This is a genomic window from Parabacteroides sp. PF5-9, from assembly GCF_029893105.1.
In the GTDB taxonomy this organism is placed as follows: Bacteria; Bacteroidota; Bacteroidia; order Bacteroidales; family Tannerellaceae; genus JARXWG01.
In genome coordinates, this window is record NZ_JARXWG010000002.1 from 41,309 (window position 1) to 58,596 (window position 17,288).

General features: G+C 38.4%; 12 protein-coding genes. 1 reads left to right on the forward strand and 11 read right to left on the reverse strand.

From position 1 onward, the window contains the following. Positions 1 to 6: 6 nt before the first annotated feature. The 8 genes from M2135_RS01545 to gyrA form a co-directional block, all read right to left on the reverse strand. Complete coding sequence (locus M2135_RS01545) at positions 7 to 1,827, reverse strand: serine/threonine-protein kinase (RefSeq protein ID WP_280746812.1); 1,821 nt, start codon at positions 1,825 to 1,827, stop codon at positions 7 to 9. A gap of 11 nt (positions 1,828 to 1,838) precedes the next feature. After that, the gene (locus tag M2135_RS01550) at positions 1,839 to 2,648 is read right to left on the reverse strand and encodes a protein phosphatase 2C domain-containing protein (RefSeq protein ID WP_280746813.1); all 810 of its coding nucleotides are present in this window, start codon (positions 2,646 to 2,648) and stop codon (positions 1,839 to 1,841) included. Positions 2,649 to 2,663: 15 nt separating this feature from the next. Further along, positions 2,664 to 3,173 (reverse strand): FHA domain-containing protein, encoded by a 510-nt coding sequence (locus M2135_RS01555; protein ID WP_280746814.1) that lies wholly within the window; start codon positions 3,171 to 3,173, stop codon positions 2,664 to 2,666. After that, positions 3,170 to 3,415 (reverse strand): hypothetical protein, encoded by a 246-nt coding sequence (locus M2135_RS01560; RefSeq protein ID WP_280746815.1) that lies wholly within the window; start codon positions 3,413 to 3,415, stop codon positions 3,170 to 3,172. The genes M2135_RS01555 and M2135_RS01560 overlap by 4 nt, the downstream gene beginning before the upstream one ends. 130 nt (positions 3,416 to 3,545) lie before the next feature. Next, entirely contained in the window at positions 3,546 to 4,199 is a 654-nt protein-coding gene (locus M2135_RS01565; RefSeq protein WP_280746816.1) for an FHA domain-containing protein, read from the reverse strand. A 2-nt stretch (positions 4,200 to 4,201) separates the two neighbouring features. Then, positions 4,202 to 4,585: a LytTR family DNA-binding domain-containing protein gene (locus M2135_RS01570; RefSeq protein WP_280746817.1), complete on the reverse strand. Its 384-nt coding sequence runs from the start codon at positions 4,583 to 4,585 to the stop codon at positions 4,202 to 4,204. A gap of 179 nt (positions 4,586 to 4,764) precedes the next feature. Further along, complete coding sequence (locus tag M2135_RS01575; RefSeq protein WP_280746818.1) at positions 4,765 to 5,982, reverse strand: tetratricopeptide repeat protein; 1,218 nt, start codon at positions 5,980 to 5,982, stop codon at positions 4,765 to 4,767. Positions 5,983 to 6,021: 39 nt separating this feature from the next. After that, a complete protein-coding gene (gene gyrA / locus M2135_RS01580; protein ID WP_280746820.1) occupies positions 6,022 to 8,628 on the reverse strand; it encodes a DNA gyrase subunit A in 2,607 nt (868 codons plus the stop codon). Between the two features lie 497 nt (positions 8,629 to 9,125). Between gyrA and M2135_RS01585 the strand changes: the two genes are divergently transcribed. Beyond that, positions 9,126 to 11,705 carry an ATP-dependent Clp protease ATP-binding subunit gene (locus M2135_RS01585; RefSeq protein ID WP_280746821.1) on the forward strand — a complete coding sequence of 860 codons (2,580 nt, stop codon included), beginning with the start codon at positions 9,126 to 9,128 and terminating at the stop codon, positions 11,703 to 11,705. A 67-nt stretch (positions 11,706 to 11,772) separates the two neighbouring features. Here the strand turns inward: M2135_RS01585 and M2135_RS01590 are convergent, their stop codons facing one another. The 3 genes from M2135_RS01590 to M2135_RS01600 all read right to left on the reverse strand — a co-directional run bounded on the left by M2135_RS01590 (position 11,773) and on the right by M2135_RS01600 (position 17,254). After that, a complete protein-coding gene (locus M2135_RS01590; protein ID WP_280746822.1) occupies positions 11,773 to 14,118 on the reverse strand; it encodes an ABC transporter permease in 2,346 nt (781 codons plus the stop codon). Between the two features lie 12 nt (positions 14,119 to 14,130). Then, positions 14,131 to 16,473 (reverse strand): ABC transporter permease, encoded by a 2,343-nt coding sequence (locus M2135_RS01595; RefSeq protein ID WP_280746824.1) that lies wholly within the window; start codon positions 16,471 to 16,473, stop codon positions 14,131 to 14,133. Positions 16,474 to 16,573: 100 nt separating this feature from the next. Next, positions 16,574 to 17,254, reverse strand: a complete 681-nt coding sequence (locus M2135_RS01600; protein ID WP_280746825.1) for an ABC transporter ATP-binding protein — start codon at positions 17,252 to 17,254, stop codon at positions 16,574 to 16,576. Positions 17,255 to 17,288 lie beyond the last annotated feature (34 nt).

Here is a 17,288-nt window from a genome sequence, read left to right on the forward strand (position 1 = left end):
AGCATTTTAATAAGACGTTACACCACCACTTATCAACATTCCTTCTTCATTATAGATGTCGAACAAATTATCTTCACGCTCAAAAGCCCGGTTATTTTCCGATCTTCTGCTCATCAAATATTTACAAGGTATACGTTCATTAGCTTCTTTATCAATCGCTCCATATTTCTGTGTTACTATTTTTCGCACGATCGTTAAATCTCCAAAAGTCATCTTTTCTTCATACAACGATCGTTTTTCATTTATCGCTTTTTCTTTTGCTTTTTCTTTTGCTTCAAAGAGCAGAGCAAGCACCTCTTCTGTTGCTTTAAATTCTGTAGCGCTCGTAAAATCATGTTCGGCTCCCATAAAATCACCCTCACTCATTTTCTTTTTTCCTGATTCGAGAAAAGCTACATATTCGGTATCGGCATTTATTGGAGGAAGACCTTCTTCTGTAATAGTAGGAATCGTATTCTCTTCTATTTGACTGACTATTGCATTATTGGGAACACTTACGCTTTGTTCTGAAAGAGTGCTCTGCTGAATATCAGAAGCGTTTGTTGCCGGTGTCGTGAGCGTTTCAATATCCTGTTGTCCGTTTAATGGATGCTCCTCGTTGTTATTGGTTTCCTCCTGAATAGGATTCACAAATTCAGTCGTCTCTATAATCGTTCTTTGATTATACCAAAACAAGGTTACAGCCGAAGCCACAATAGCAAAACCAATAAAGGCTGCAATTATAGAGCCTTTTCTTTTTTTCCTTTTAGGAAGTAATGGCGGAGTTTGTACCTCTGTTTGTTCATCTTCCAGGTTGAATACTTTTTTCCCTTTTATTTGAGGGTATATAACAGTTGTATCTCCTTCTTCCGATATGTTTTCATCTGAAATTTTTCTTTCCGCAGCAACACTTTTTTCAATAGCAGGAAGTTCTAACGCTTCCATCATTTCACCGATACTGTCAAAACGATCTGTAGGAACAACTTGCATCGCCTTAATAATGACAGCATTCGTCTTTGGGCTAATGTGTGGATTAAGTTCTATCGGCTCTATTAACGGACGTGTCGCTCTCAATATGGACTCAGTCGGTATTTTGCCTGTCAGCAGATTATACATCGTAGCTCCTAGTGAATACACATCAGGACGGGGTGAAAAAATTTGAGTCCCTTTATTATCGTATTGTTCGATTGAGGCATACCCTTTCGACAGTGTCATCATCGTTGTACTGGTCTCATGATGATCGTCGTCATATTGTTTGCTTACACCAAAATCAATCAGACGCGCATTATCATGTTTATCAACAATGATATTACTCGGTTTTATATCTAAGTGAACAATATTATTTTCATGCACAAACTGTAAAGCCTCTCCTATTTGGCGAACATATCTTAAGACTTTTGCTTCCGGCATCAAGCCGTTTCTCTCCATCAATTGTTTAAGAGACAAACCTGAAATATATTCCATGGCAATGTATGCCGTATTATTCTCTTCAAAGACTTCAAGTACATTCACAATATACGGATGATGTACAGCCGACAATATACGTGCTTCCTTGAGTAGCTTTTCCTTAAATTTGTGAAATAAATTTCTTCCGGTTTCAGAATGAACCTGTACTTTATTTGAGGTATCCCTATAGCAATAATCTTTAAAAAAATACTCTTTGATGCAGACAGGGACGTCAGTTTGTATTGTGCCTAATGAGCCTTTTACTTCTGTGTACCAGATGCCTTTGTAGGTAATGCCGAAGCCGCCTTGACCAACTACATTAGCAAGCTTGTATTTTCCTTTTTGCAGAAGATATCCATCAGGCAAGTTCATAGACACAAACGTAATTCTTTTATTAGCCAAAAATACGTTTTTTATACAAAAGAATAAAGAAAAGAGAGAATATTTTGTTTAAAACCTCCATTATCCTGAACATTTTGTATCGGAATAATGTAAAATGAAAAATTATCACGTGTCCGGCCATTACATGATTCAAATAAAACATCTTTAATATTTTCTGATGATTTATGTTGAGAGACGATTTGACTTAATTCAAGATCGTTGATTTGTTCAAGTACTCCATCCGTACACATAAAAAAGATGTCATTCTCTTGTATATCATCTAAAAGTACGACATCTGCTTCTGTGGGACGATCATCGCCCTGTATAGCTCGTAAAATGACATTTTTTTGCGGGTGAAAAGAGGCTTCTTCTTTTGTTATTTTTCCCAATTTCACCAAAGAATTTACCAGTGAATGATCTTCCGTCTGATAGAGAATCTGATTGTTTCTGAATTGATAAATCCGACTATCCCCGATATGGGCGAGTAAAACGCCCGAATGCCCGGTATAAAGAAGGGTCATAGTGGTCGCCATACCTTTGGCTTCAGGATGTTGAGAGATATAACTATCGAAACAAGTTTCAGTATATTGAATAGATTTTTGAATAAAATCAGGAGAAGGGTCTTTGTCTCTTTCCAGATAGGTCGAGAAGTAAGTCGCAATTGATTCACAAGCTAATGAACTGGCTATTTCCCCTTTTTCGGCACCTCCAACGCCATCACACACTAAAAACAAGCGTTGATCAACCTGAATGGCTTCGGGTTGCGGATAAATAGAATCTTCATTATTCAACCTTCCCCCTTTCTCACAGATAGCATTAGGTTTACCAATAGAGATGTTCATATAACAAGAGTCGTTTTATTCATTAAAACGAAGTATTGTACGTCCGATAATTATTTCGTCATTATCATTCAATACAACTACTTCTCCGTTTTCCAGATAGTTCCCATTATATAACGTATGGTTCTTGCTATTATTGTCGGAGAGATAATGTTTATAGTTTTCTTTTGTCTCTTTTTTTACTTCGATGATGATATGCTCCCTGCTCATCGATTTGTCGGTAGTAATAACTCCTATCGTCGCTTTTGACGCTTGTGATTTACGACCGATTATATTAATGCCTTCGAAAAGTTTAAACGTCTGTTCAGGCGTATTTTCGTCCGATGAAACCGTTATTTTACCAGCTGTAAATAGTTTCCGGGAAGTGATAACAATCGTATCGTTATCGTCCTCGGTTTGGTTATATAACAAAGAAATAGGTATTGCTTCTTTGCATTTCGGACATTTGAATGACGATATGTTGGGAGGAAGTTTCCTCTCATCAACCTTTAATCCGACATGACAATGTGGACATTTAATTGAAATCATAGAATAATAGAAAAGTCTGCGCTATCTATATCCATATCGACAGAAGAGATATCAAGCATATCAGCATCTGATAACATAACGGTATCATCTGAAAGCATGATAAAATCAGAACTATCCGGTATTTCATCAATCATAACAGCATCCAATAGTCCGTCTTCTCCATCTACATCAATTACAACAGCATCATCCCACAGTACATCATCACTGTCTATCGTAACAAACGTATAATCTTCCTTTTGCATAGTTGTATTCAATCTAAAATTTATCAAAGCAAAAGTAGAAAAAGGAATGGAAAAACAATCACATAATTTTATCTTATAATCAAAGGGTTGGGATTATTGTACGAAAGGCTTACTTTAGATTACAAAACAGTTATTCTCTTATCCACTTTGCCTGACAGGATGAAACCGGACAGTGTTTTCTGTTTTTCAGAGACTCCCAGGGTATCTCTCCTAAAAAGGTTCCACATTTGGGGCAGACATAGTCTATTTTAAATTGGTTGGTAATATCCTGTAGTAGTTGGGGTATTTTAGCTGATTGTTTTGCTCCCAAATAGATCCCGATTGTCGGGGCGCATACGACAATAAGCAGACTCAATAGAAATAAGTTTGAACTCCCTTTTCCTAAAAAGCCGATGATTACTCCAATGATTCCCGGTATAGCAAATGGAAGCGATTGAAATAATCGGATCTTAAACTGGTTAGATGACTGTATTTTAATTTTGGATTGAATATAATTATCATAAACAGTTTTTAATCGTGCAAACTCTTCGCTATAATCGTTATTGCTTTTTATAACTTCCTGAAAATCTAAAAGATATTTATCACCAAGCCGAATCTTGTCGTTTGGAGTAATCCGTTTTTTCACAACTTGCGACTCATTGACAAACGTTCCGTTTGTTGATCCTTTGTCTTCTATAAACCATACACCATGTTCATCGCGTATCAGGCTGGCATGATGGCGGCTGACATGCGGATCATTTACAACAAAATCATTCTCTTTCGCTTTTCCTATTGTGATAATCATTTTCACCCTTCTTTTTCAACAGGCTTTCCCATTTCCTTTTCAAGCGACTCTTTTAACACTTTTAACGGATCTTTTGAAATGACCAGTTCCTTCGGTTTATTCTCACTACTTAAAAGCAGTAATCGCTGTTTAGGTAAATTTATCTGTAAGATATGGTTTTTATTGATGATATGGCTTTTCCCAACACGCATCAATATTTTATTGGAGCCGGCAACTTGTCGTTCTAACAACTCTTCTATTTTTCCAATGTTTATAGCGAATGTAAATTGTATTCCGCTTGACAGCAACAACTTCGTGTAATTTCTATCTGCTTCAAAATACAATATTTGTCCTATTTTTATTCGTAGTAATTCGTCTCTCGTCTTAATGATCAAATAGCGTTCCATATAGAAGGGAATATTATTTTGTCTTTCATTCAAACAGCAAAAATACATCATTTTTCTGTATTACTCATCCGCTTTGGACACTTTATATTCAATTGTTAACCAACAATTCGATTTTTTAGGATAAAAAAAATGGCTATCCCACAAGGAACAGCCATTTCTAAATATTATTAAGGAAGCTATTATTTGTTCATAGCAGCTTCGATTTCTTCAAATTTATCACCCATATTCAGGTTGTAATAAATACCTCTCAAAGCGACTAAAACGTCTCTCTCTTCAGGTTTTAATTGACGAGCTTTTTCGAAATAAGGAAGTGCCTTTTCGAAATATGCTTTAGCTTTTGCCAACTCTTCCTGATAAAGTTTGTTATCTGTGATCTGATTGGCATCCCCTTGTTTGTTTACCCCTTGGTTGTAATAAATACGTCCCAGGTTAGATAATGCATCTGCATAATTAGGATCGATCTCCAATGCTTTTACAAAATATTTTTCAGCATTTTCCGAATCGTTCATACCTGATTCGTAAACACGTCCCATAACATCATAAAGCTGTGGATTTGACGAATCCTGAGCGATAGCTGCATTCAAATATTCGATCGCCTTTTCATTTCTGTTTGAATAGATGTAATTGTTAATCAAACTCAACAAGAAATATTTCTCTTCCGGATATTTGCTAAAACCTTCTTCTAAAGTTCTTTCCTGATTGATCGAATCGTTTTGTTGTTCGTATTCATAAGCCAGGTATTGATAAACGTCGCTACCTCTGTAATTAAATTGTTTTGCTTTTTCCAAAGTAGCAATAGCCAATGAAGGATTATTCAACTGAGTGGCTGCAACAGCTGCATAGAACTGAACAGTCATATAGTTAGAATCTCTGGCAGCAACAGGTTCGCCTTTAAAGAACGGTAGATCTGAAATCTGCAGATATTGTTCAAATGCATCATACGCTTTCTGGTAATCTTTCGTATCAAAATAAAAAGCCCCAGCGTTGATATAATAGATGTGATTCGCACTTAAAATACCTTTGATATCTTTTGTATGCTTAGGGTTTACTTTTCCTTTTGCATCAGGCAACTGATCTAATTCATAGGCTTTTTCAAAATAAGGTAAAACGCCCATCAAAGCCTGATACATCACCGGTTCATTGGGTTGCTGACCCAGGATTTGTTTGGTTCTTTCAGCACTGAACTGTTGATCTTCAATAAATCCTGCGACATACCATGTTTTCGGATCGTTTTTACTTTCCGGATTTTCTAACGCTCCTTTTATGAGCGTGCGAGCCTCTTCAAAATTACCCTTGGCTCCTTTCGCAGCACTTTGCGCCTGATTAACGGCTTTTTTCTGAGCAAAAGATGCTGTAGCTATTACACATAGTGCAACTGTTAATAATACTCGTTTCATTTTGCGATTCTAATTTGAAATTAATATTCTACTATTTGATTACTCTTGATTTAAATCTTCATTTTCTTCCTGGCTGTCCGTGTTTGCGGATGTTGGATCGGTTGGATCAACATCTGTAGGTAGACCGCTTTCATGTATCGCCATCTCCTGAAGCGCATCACGTTCCGCTTTTTCTTCAGCTATTTTCTCGTCATTTTCAGTCAGCACTTTACAGACCGAAGCAATCTCATCATGACGTTTGCCCAGATTGATCAAACGCACTCCTTGAGTGGCTCGGCCAATCACGTTAATATCTGCAACCTTCATGCGGATTGTTATACCTGATTTGTTGATAATCATCAGGTCATTCTCATCCGTAACATTTTTGATCGTAACAAGTTTTCCTGTTTTATCCGTAATTTGAATGGTTTTAACACCTTTACCTCCTCTGTTGGTTATACGGTAATCTTCAATATGCGAACGTTTTCCGTATCCTTGTTCCGATACGACAAGAATTGTTTCGGCTTCCTTGTCTTTAATCGTAATCATTCCTACTGCTTCATCCGTTTTATCATCGTCTAAAGTCATCCCCCTAACCCCGGAGGCTGTACGTCCCATTGTACGTACTTTACTTTCATGGAAACGGATGGCACGGCCATTTCGGTTGGCAATGATCACTTCATTGTCACCATTCGTCATTTTAACCTGGATCAGGCCGTCGTCTTCACGCAGTGTAATTGCATTCACTCCATTTTGACGTGGGCGGGAATAAGCTTCCAACAATGTTTTCTTGATCACCCCTTTCTTTGTACAGAAGAGCAGGTAGTGTGAATTGATAAAGTCGATATCTGTTGTCAATTTCTTCACGCGAATAAACGCCTGAATCCGGTCTCCTGCTTCAATATTTAACAGGTTCTGGATCGCACGTCCTTTTGCATTCTTCGTGCCTTCGGGTATTTCGTATACTTTCAGCCAGTAACATTTACCACGTGCTGTGAATATAAGTAATGTAGCATGCATGGATGCCGGATAAATATATTCCACAAAATCTTCATCACGCGTTTCCGATCCCTTAGCACCGACTCCGCCACGTCCTTGTGCACGGAATTCGCTCAACGGTGTACGTTTGATATACCCCATATGCGAAATAGTGATAATCATCTCATCATCGGCATAGAAATCCTCCGGATTCAATTCTTCCGAAGCGTATATGATTTCAGTTCTGCGTTCATCGCCATATTTATCTTTGACTTCCTGTAGTTCATCTTTAACGACTTGCATACACAAATCTTCGTTCTCCAGGATCTCTTTTAAATAGGCTATCAGTTTTTCAACCTCTTCATATTCTGCACGCAATTTGCTCTGTTCCAGACCGGTCAGCTGACGAAGTCTCATTTCGACAATCGCACGAGCCTGTATTTCTGAAAGCGAAAAACGATTCATCAAATTGTCGATCGCTTCTTGTGGATTTGTAGAAGCACGAATAATCGCAATGACTTCATCAATATTATCCGAAGCAATAATCAATCCTTCCAGAATATGCGCTCGCTCTTCTGCTTTCTTGAGTTCGAAACGTGTACGACGCATCACCACCTCTTGGCGATGATCAACAAATGCTTTAATCTGGTCTTTCAGGTTCAACTGGCGCGGACGTCCGTTGACAAGTGCAATATTATTCACACTGAACGACGATTGTAAAGCCGTCAGTTTGTACAATTTATTTAATACGACGCTGGAATTGGCATCACGTTTGATATCAACAACGATGCGCATTCCTGTACGGTCGGACTCGTCGTTGACATTCGAAATACCATCCAATCGCTTTTCGTTGACCAGATCAGCAATGTGTTTGATCAACTCCGCTTTATTCACCAAATAAGGTATTTCGGTAATAACAATTTTTTCATGATTGTTTTCAAACTCGATCTCTGCTTTCCCGCGAAGAATAACGCGTCCCCTACCCGTTTCAAAGGCATCTTTTACTCCGGCATAACCATAAATGGTTGCACCTGTCGGGAAATCCGGTGCTTTAACATATTCCATTAATCCTTCTACGTCGATTTCTCCACGCGAATCGATATATGCGATACATCCGTCCAATACCTCGCTCATATTGTGAGGAGCCATATTGGTTGCCATACCGACAGCAATACCGGAGGCACCGTTGACTAAAAGGTTGGGTATACGTGTGGGTAATACAGTCGGTTCTTTCAGGGTATCGTCAAAGTTCAGCTGAAAATCAACCGTGTCTTTATCAATATCCCGAAGCATCTCTTCCGCCATCTTACTCAACCGAGCTTCCGTATAACGCATAGCAGCAGGGCTGTCGCCATCGACTGATCCGAAGTTACCCTGACCATCGACTAAAGGGTAGCGCAAGGACCACCGCTGAGCCATTCTAACCATCGCATAGTAGACGGATGAATCTCCGTGTGGATGATATTTACCTAAAACTTCTCCAACTATTCTGGCAGATTTTTTATAAGGTTTATCGGATGTGTTCCCCAATTCATTCATACCAAATAATACACGCCGATGAACCGGTTTGAAACCATCCCTCACATCAGGAAGCGCACGCGAAACGATCACAGACATTGAGTAATCAATGTAGGCCGATTTCATCTCTTCCTCGATGTTAATCTTTATAATTCTGTCTTGATCAACCATTTAGATTTAAATTTGTTAAATACCATTTCCCATCTCTGAAAAAATCGCACTAAGGTAAGGGTTTTCCGGTGATTACGAAAACAAATAAGCCTAATTTTTACAAATTGACCGGATAGGTGATGGTTATCACAATCGTTTTCTCATGGTCTTTCTTCGGCAAGATGCAAACCTTTATTCAAAAAAACTTCAAACAGTAATTCGTTTGATAACTGTCGAACGATCGTTCTATAATTATCAAACGATCATTCGACAATTGTGAAATGATCGTTTGACAGATGTCAAATGAATTTTTCTCTTCAAAATGAATTTTATATGTAAAGGATCATTTTTCTATACGATCAGGAAAGTATCCTAATATTGCCCTTTGGGGAAGAGAGAAGCGACAAAAATAGTAAAAACAGTTTTCCTAAACATATTTCCTGAACAATGGCACGGATTTTGCTGTTTAGATACAAAGAGTTTATTAAATTTGCATAGTCTACATTTATATATAAAAGATGAAAAATAACTATTCACAAAGATTGATCGATGTCATTGAATACGGCCGCGAAGAGGCTGTCAGATTACAAAACAGTTACATCGGGCCAGAGCACTTAATGCTTGGGATCATTCGGGATGGTGAGGGAAAAGCCTTGCAGCTATTGCATGATTTGAATACAGATGTATTAGATATAAAAAGAGAGATAGAAAACGAAATCAGAAATACATTTGATTCTGAAGAACCTATCCAACAGGAAATCTCAATCAGCAAAATAACCGAACGTATACTGCGTATGAGTATGCTGGAATCACGAATCTTTAAACACGAAGAAACCGGAACAGAACATTTGCTTTTGGCGATATTAAAAGAAGAGAAAAATCTGGCAGCTAAAATATTGAATGATGCCGGTGTGAGTTATCGTGCCGTACACAATTGCCTGATCAGTAGTGAAGGATTGACTCACTATGAAGAGGTCGATGAAATCAGTGACGGATATACTGACGATGATGACGATGAAGAAGAGGATGACAGTTTCTCCGGACGTCGTGAAAATCGACCGGGCTCAGGAGCGGCACAAGGTAAATCGCCTAACGATACGCCCGTATTGGATAACTTCGGTACCGATATGACTCGAGCCGCTGCTGAAAACAGATTGGATCCGATTGTTGGACGTGAGAAAGAGATTGAACGGCTGGCACAAATCCTGAGTCGACGTAAGAAAAACAATCCGGTATTAATCGGAGAACCCGGCGTGGGTAAATCGGCCATTGTTGAAGGGTTGGCTTTACGTATTGTTCAACGGAAAGTATCACGCATTCTGTTCGACAAACGGGTAATAAGCCTTGATATGGCCTCTATTGTGGCAGGAACGAAATATCGCGGACAGTTTGAAGAACGTATTAAAGCGATTCTGAATGAGTTGTCTAAAAATCCGAATATCATCTTATTCATCGACGAGATCCATACGATTGTCGGTGCCGGTTCGGCCTCCGGATCCATGGATGCGGCCAATATGTTAAAACCGGCTCTGGCACGTGGAGAGATACAATGTATCGGTGCAACAACATTGGATGAATACCGGAAAAACATTGAAAAAGACGGTGCTTTGGAACGTCGTTTTCAAAAGGTTATTGTAGATCCGACCACAGCGGAAGAGACCTTGCAAATCCTGAGAAATATCAAACCAAGGTATGAAGAGCATCATAATGTCATTTATACGGATGCGGCACTGGAGGCGTGTGTCAAATTGACAGAACGTTATATCAGTGATCGTAATTTCCCGGATAAAGCGATCGATGCGTTGGACGAAGCCGGCTCCCGGGTTCATATTTCCAATATTATCGTACCCAAAAGCATAGAAGAATTAGAAGCAAAAATTGAAGATACTAAAGTCGAAAAATTAGCTGCTGTTAAGTCGCAAAACTTTGAATTGGCAGCCAGTTTCCGGGATAAGGAACGCCAATTCCTCTTACAGCTTGAAGCAGCCAAATCGAAATGGGAACAGGAGATGCAGGAACATCGTGAAACGGTGGATGAAGATAAAGTGGCAGAAGTGGTCGCCATGATGTCGGGTGTACCTGTTCAGCGTATTGCTACGGCTGAAAATATCAAGCTATTGGAAATGGGTGAAATACTCAAAAAGCAGGTGATTGGACAAGATGAAGCTGTTCAGAAAATCGTGAAAGCGATACAGCGTAATCGGGTCGGTTTAAAGGATCCCAACAAACCGATCGGTACATTCATGTTCCTTGGTCCTACTGGTGTAGGGAAAACACACCTGGCAAAGAAATTGGCAGAGTATCTGTTCGACTCCTCCGACTCATTGGTGCGTATTGATATGAGTGAGTATCTGGAAAAATTTGCTGTGTCCAGATTAATCGGAGCTCCTCCGGGATATGTCGGATATGAAGAAGGTGGACAATTGACCGAAAAAGTACGTCGCAAACCCTATTCTGTCGTTTTATTGGACGAAATAGAAAAAGCACATCCGGATGTATTCAACCTACTCCTACAGGTTTTAGATGAAGGGCGTCTGACAGATAGTCTGGGACGTCGGATTGATTTTAAAAATACGATATTGATCATGACATCCAATATTGGAACCCGCCAACTGAAAGATTTTGGTCGCGGTGTAGGTTTCAATACCCAGGGAGGTGATTCGGATAAGGATTTCTCTCGTGGAGTGATACAAAAAGCGTTGAATAAAGCGTTTGCCCCTGAGTTCCTGAATCGTGTAGATGATATTATCATGTTTGACCAGTTGGATAAAGAAGCGATCCATAAGATTATAGATATCGAACTGGAAGGACTGTATAAACGCGTTTGCGCATTAGGTTATGAATTGGTGATCACAGGAGAAGCAAAAGATTTCATCGCCTCAAAAGGATATGATGTTCAGTTTGGAGCTCGTCCATTGAAACGAGCCATTCAGAAATACCTGGAAGATGAAATGGCGGAAATGATCATTCGTGCTTCTGTGGGTGAAGGCGACCAAATTGTTGTCGGATTTAATAAAGAGGAACAACAAATCGTCACAGAAGTGGTGAAAAGAGATCCGATCGAAGAAACGAATCCGGAGACAACGCCGGAAGGGTAAAGTATACATCCGGCCTTCACAGGTCGGATGTATTTTTTTTGTTAAACCACAAAATGTATCTATTTCATTATTCGGTTTTAATACTATCTACCGGATTAGCATTGGCAACTCTCCAACTTTGAAATGTGACGGTTATTGAGGTGATTACTAAAACAATCAGAAAAGCTAGTATAAAAACCCACCAGTATATCGGTGTTTTATAAGCAAAATTTTCCAGCCAACGTGAAATGGAATAATAGGCCACTGGAGCAGCAAAAACAAAACAGAAGAACACGATCCGAAAGTAGCTGGTATTGAATAGAATCAGTATCTCTTGTGTTGTTGAACCTAATACTTTTCGGACACCAATCTCTTTTTTTCGGTACTCACTTTCAAAAACTACTAATCCGAAAACTCCTACAATAGAAATAAAAATAGCGATCAAACTGAATAATGTAATCTGTGCACTTAAACGTCTTTCCTTTTCATACGTACTATTTAAAACCGAATTATAAAAACGGATGTCAAAAGGATATTCGGAATCAAAGCTTATTAAGGTTTCCTGTACATGTTTCATCGCTGTTCGTAGATCAGAACCTGCTTTTACTTTTACATAGGCATATTGGGGTTGATTACCCCAGTTTTCGGTTCCCCACACATAAAAGGCCATCGGAGTCGTCTCTGTCCGGAAAGAAGAGAACTTAACATCTGGCATGAACCCTATAATTTTTATCCCTTCGATCTCTTCATCTAACTCTAATGCAAAATCATGACGCGCTCGCTGGTTAAAGATAAATACGCCATTTTTTGTCAATTGATCCTCTTCGCGAAAATTACGCCCCTCTAAAACGTCTATTCCTATCACTTCCAGAAAAGAGGCATTAACAGGTAAACATTGAAAAACGATATCTTTGTCCCGGAATTTTCTTCCCCACCCCATATATTGATCCTGACTGGATAACAGATTCTCCGAATAGGTCACTCCATCAATACCAGCAAACGACTGGATTTGATTGGAAAAAGCATCCCTGTTTTTATTTATTGTGCGATTGATATTCGTTACAATCAGTTCGTCTTTGTCATAACCCAGAGACGAATTTTGCATGTAATAATTTTGCAAATACATAAATGAAGCTCCTATAATTAATGCAAAAGAGGCCATAAACTGGATACCGATCAAGATACTTCTTAATTGCTTGCCTTTGGGAGATAAACCAAAACCTCCTTTTAAAACCAATGCTGGAGGAAATGAAGTCATATAATAAGAGGGATAAAGACCTGCCAACAGACCTGTAACTAGGGCAATCACCAATGTACTAATAACGATATACGGGTGAATAAGGATAGAAATATCGGCATCAATTAAGTGAACGGCCGGAGTAAATTGAAGCAAATGCACAAACCCCAAGGCGATTAAAAATGAGATAAAACAGATTATCATTGCTTCAATCACTAAAGAAAGTCGAATTCTATGTTCGTTCTCACCCAACACCTTTTGCGTATTTATGCTTTTTATGCGCATGGGAGTTAATGCCGTACTGAAATTGGTAAAATTAATTCCACCAATCAAGATAATCACAAATGCAATCCCCAATAAGACTAAAAGCGTCTGTTTACTTGTTTTGGGGGCAAAATCGTATGTAGCATCATTTATGAAATGAATATCATTGATATTGGTTAATCGCTGACCAGCATCTCCTACCCACTTATAATTCTCATTTAAAGTGTTCCAGTCAAAATTTCTTCTGAAATTGTCGATTAAATGAATGCTGTTTTCCGGTTGGTCAACCCGTATATAAAGTTCATAATTACTGTTTCCCCAACTATTAATATTTTCATTTGCCGGTATAGAGAGATAAATCCCGTTTTTCACGATTGAATTTTTAGGAAAATCTTTATACACCCCTCCTATTGTATAATTCTGAAATTCTGTATGAATCACTTTATTGACAGCAGAGACCTGACCAAACATTTTCTGAGACAGACTGAACGGGATCAATATTTTTTCCGGATCTTCCAACGCTTTTCCTGAGCCTTCCAATAGATCAAATTCGAAAACATCCATATAAGACGGATAGACTCTGATTATACTTTCTTCAAAAGTATGTCGGTTACCGTTGTTTTCAACGGAAAAAAACATCTCACCTCCAAAAGAACTTGAAATAGCCCCAGCTACAATATGTGGAGAAGATTGGATAATGACATCTGCCAAAGGACGAGATATAATTGCTTGCGCCTGACTGTCCCATGTCAATTCTACCCGATAAATACGATCCCAATTGTGATGCATTTTATCAAAATTGTAATCATAATCCAGTTGCATAAAAATGACCATAAAAGCCATAAATGCAACGGATAAACCTAAAATATTTAGAACTGTGGCTGTTTTAAAACGCCTTAAGATGCTCAGAAAATTGCGTATAATAGTCTTCATCTCTACGGATTATTATTCGGTTTTAATACTATCTACCGGATTGGCATTGGCAACCTGCCAACTTTGGAAAGTAACCGTTGCTGTTGTTATCATAGTCACTAACAGAAACGAAAGTGCGAACACCCACCAATACACCGGTGTTTTATATGCAAAGTTCTCCAGCCAAATACGGATGACATACACTGCAATCGGTATTGCAATCACAAAACAGATCGTTAATATTTGTACGTAACGGGAGTTAAACATCGATAAAATTTCTCCGGTAGTGGAACCTAATACCTTTCGGATACCGATTTCTTTTCGTTTATACTCACTCTCAAACACCACCAGTCCGAAAACACCTACGATAGAAATTAATACGGCTATCAGACTGAACCAAGTGATCAATGAGGTCATGTTTTGTTCTTTTTCATATAAACGATGAAGTATATCGTCATATAATCTTACATTAAAAGCATATTCCGGAGAAAGACTATTTAATGTACTTTTGACATGAGCAATGGCTGCCGACATATCCGTATTCGCTTTTACGCGTATATACGCCCATTTATTCCCGGAAAAATAATAGTCGTTGATAAGGATAAAAGCCATAGGTTCTATTTTATGTCGTAAGGAAGTGACATTAATATCCGGTATAAAACCAATTACTTCACCATTAGACAATTTATCCCCTACAGAAAAACCAAATTCGCGCCGGGCCGATTCATTAAAAATATAGTATGATTTTTCCCCTTCATTCCGATCGCTTTTAACAAAATCTCTTCCGGCTGTTAATTGAATATCCATTGTTTTAAGAAAGTTCAGATCAACCGCTAATACCTGAAACATATAATTCTCTCCTTTCACTTCTCGCGACCATTTAGAATAATAATCGGAACTTGATAACAGATCACCAGCCAAAGCAACACTCTCGATATTAGAAAATGCCAAAAGTCCGTTTTCGAAAGCTTCCTGGGATTTTCGGATATCATTATTCAGATCTGTAATGATGATCTGATCTTTATTGTATCCTAAAGATGTTGTATGTACATATCTTGTTTGCAGATACATAAACATGGCGACAACAATTAAAACAAATGAGGTAACAAACTGTATTCCCATCAATGAATTACGTAATTTGCGACCTTTAGGGGATAAACCAAAACTACCTTTTAATACCAGAGCAGGAGTAAAAGAGGTCATATAGTAGGCAGGATAAATTCCGGCAAAAAGTCCAACAACCAATGCCATTATTCCGGCAATCACCACCAGTTGAATATGGTCGAACAACGCAATATTAATATCCAGTAATGTATTCAAAGAAGAAAGGGATAATAAATGAACTAAACCAATGGCAATCAGCCAGGATATAAAACATATTCCGACAGCTTCTGTTACTAATGAGCCTCTGAGTCCTTTTTCTGATGCCCCCAACACTTTTTGCGTATTGATACTTTTAATACGTAGAGGTGTTAGTGCAACACTATAATTCGTGAAATTAATCGTTGCAATCAGCAAAATGACAAAAGCAATACCCACTAATACAAGTAATGTCGATTTACTGGTTTTATTGACTGTGTCAAATTGCATATTTGTATTAAAATGGATCTGCGTAAATGGAGTGAAATGACATTCTATATTCATTCCGGATTCTTCCCATTGGCCTTTATACTGCTCAGCAATGTGAAGTTCAAGTATTTCTGCAGAAGAAGGATGATCTAAACGTAGATACGATTCATAATTTAAATTATTCCATTCGGTAATGTCTTTTTCCGGGTTAATCTCTTTATAGATGACGTTGGCCACGGAGGTGTTTGACGGAAAATCACGGTATACCCCGCCGATTGTCCAACGAAATGTTTCTCCGATCAATAGCTTATTCAAGGCCATATTATTACCAAACATTTTCCGGGCCATACTCTCAGGAATCAACACCGTATTCGGTTGTTCTATAGCATTGGACAGTCCTTCTGTCATCTCAAACTGAAAAACATCCGGAAACCCTTTAGACACATCTATCACTTTCTCCGAGTACCAATCTTTACTCCTATTTTGTTCGACATAGAAAAAGCTATTATTGACAGATGCCTGCATAGCCGAAACGATAGCGCCTGCTTCTATATGTGGAGAATCCTTTAACAGGTTTTCCAATAATGGCCGGGATGTAATCGCATAATGCTCCCCATCAATCACAGTCTCAATCCGAAAAATACGATCTGCGTTTTTTACGGATTTATTAAATCCCAGATCATAAGCAATCTGCATCATTATAATGATAAAGACACTAAAGGCAACTGATAATCCGGCGATATTTAAAAATGTTGCTGTTTTAAACCGTCTTAATATATTCTGGAAGTTTCGTAGGATTGTTTTCATCTTTTTAGGATATAAAGGTTGTAAGTACATCTTATCTTCACAGGTAAGATGTACCCAATTAAACTAATCTTAAATTCTCAATTAAACTAAAACCAACAAATCAAATAAATTCGCTTACCGAAGAGACAATGCTACCATCAAACAAGTTGATGACACGGTGAGCAAAACTTGCATCATGTTTGGAGTGGGTTACCATAATAATGGTCGTTCCTTCCTTATTCAGTTCAGTTAGTAATTGCATCACCTCTGCCCCGTTTTTAGAATCCAGATTACCGGTCGGCTCATCAGCAAGGATCATCTTCGGGTTGGAAACAACCGCACGGGCTATGGCAACACGTTGTTGTTGACCTCCTGAAAGCTGTTGTGGGAAATGGGCAGCACGATGACTAATATTCATTCGTTTTAATATTTCAGTGACCATTTGTTTCCGTTCCGCAGCTTTAATCTTCAGGTAAGTTAACGGAAGTTCCACGTTTTCGAACACATTCAATTCGTCGATCAGGTTAAAACTCTGGAATACAAAACCGATATTACCTTTACGCACCTGTGTCCGTTCCCGTTCTTTTAAATGCCCGACTTCCAGTTCTCCCAGGTAGTAATCCCCTTCGGATGGATTGTCTAATAATCCCAATATATTCAGCAAGGTTGATTTCCCACAACCAGATGGGCCCATAATAGCCACAAATTCACCGTCTTTTACTTCTAATGATACTTTATTCAAAGCAATTGTTTCCACTTCTTCCGTCCGGAAAAACTTACTTAAACCTTCAATTTTAATCATGGTTGTATGTTTTAATAATTATAATCTTTTATTC

Coding starts and splice junctions, on each gene's coding strand:
- M2135_RS01595 (WP_280746824.1), bottom strand. CDS start 16,473: ATGAAAACAATCCTACGAAACTTCCAGAATATATTAAGACGGTTTAAA.
- M2135_RS01565 (WP_280746816.1), bottom strand. CDS start 4,199: ATGATTATCACAATAGGAAAAGCGAAAGAGAATGATTTTGTTGTAAAT.
- M2135_RS01560 (WP_280746815.1), bottom strand. CDS start 3,415: ATGCAAAAGGAAGATTATACGTTTGTTACGATAGACAGTGATGATGTA.
- M2135_RS01570 (WP_280746817.1), bottom strand. CDS start 4,585: ATGGAACGCTATTTGATCATTAAGACGAGAGACGAATTACTACGAATA.
- M2135_RS01550 (WP_280746813.1), bottom strand. CDS start 2,648: ATGAACATCTCTATTGGTAAACCTAATGCTATCTGTGAGAAAGGGGGA.
- gyrA (WP_280746820.1), bottom strand. CDS start 8,628: ATGGTTGATCAAGACAGAATTATAAAGATTAACATCGAGGAAGAGATG.
- M2135_RS01555 (WP_280746814.1), bottom strand. CDS start 3,173: ATGATTTCAATTAAATGTCCACATTGTCATGTCGGATTAAAGGTTGAT.
- M2135_RS01585 (WP_280746821.1), top strand. CDS start 9,126: ATGAAAAATAACTATTCACAAAGATTGATCGATGTCATTGAATACGGC.
- M2135_RS01575 (WP_280746818.1), bottom strand. CDS start 5,982: ATGAAACGAGTATTATTAACAGTTGCACTATGTGTAATAGCTACAGCA.
- M2135_RS01590 (WP_280746822.1), bottom strand. CDS start 14,118: ATGAAGACTATTATACGCAATTTTCTGAGCATCTTAAGGCGTTTTAAA.
- M2135_RS01600 (WP_280746825.1), bottom strand. CDS start 17,254: ATGATTAAAATTGAAGGTTTAAGTAAGTTTTTCCGGACGGAAGAAGTG.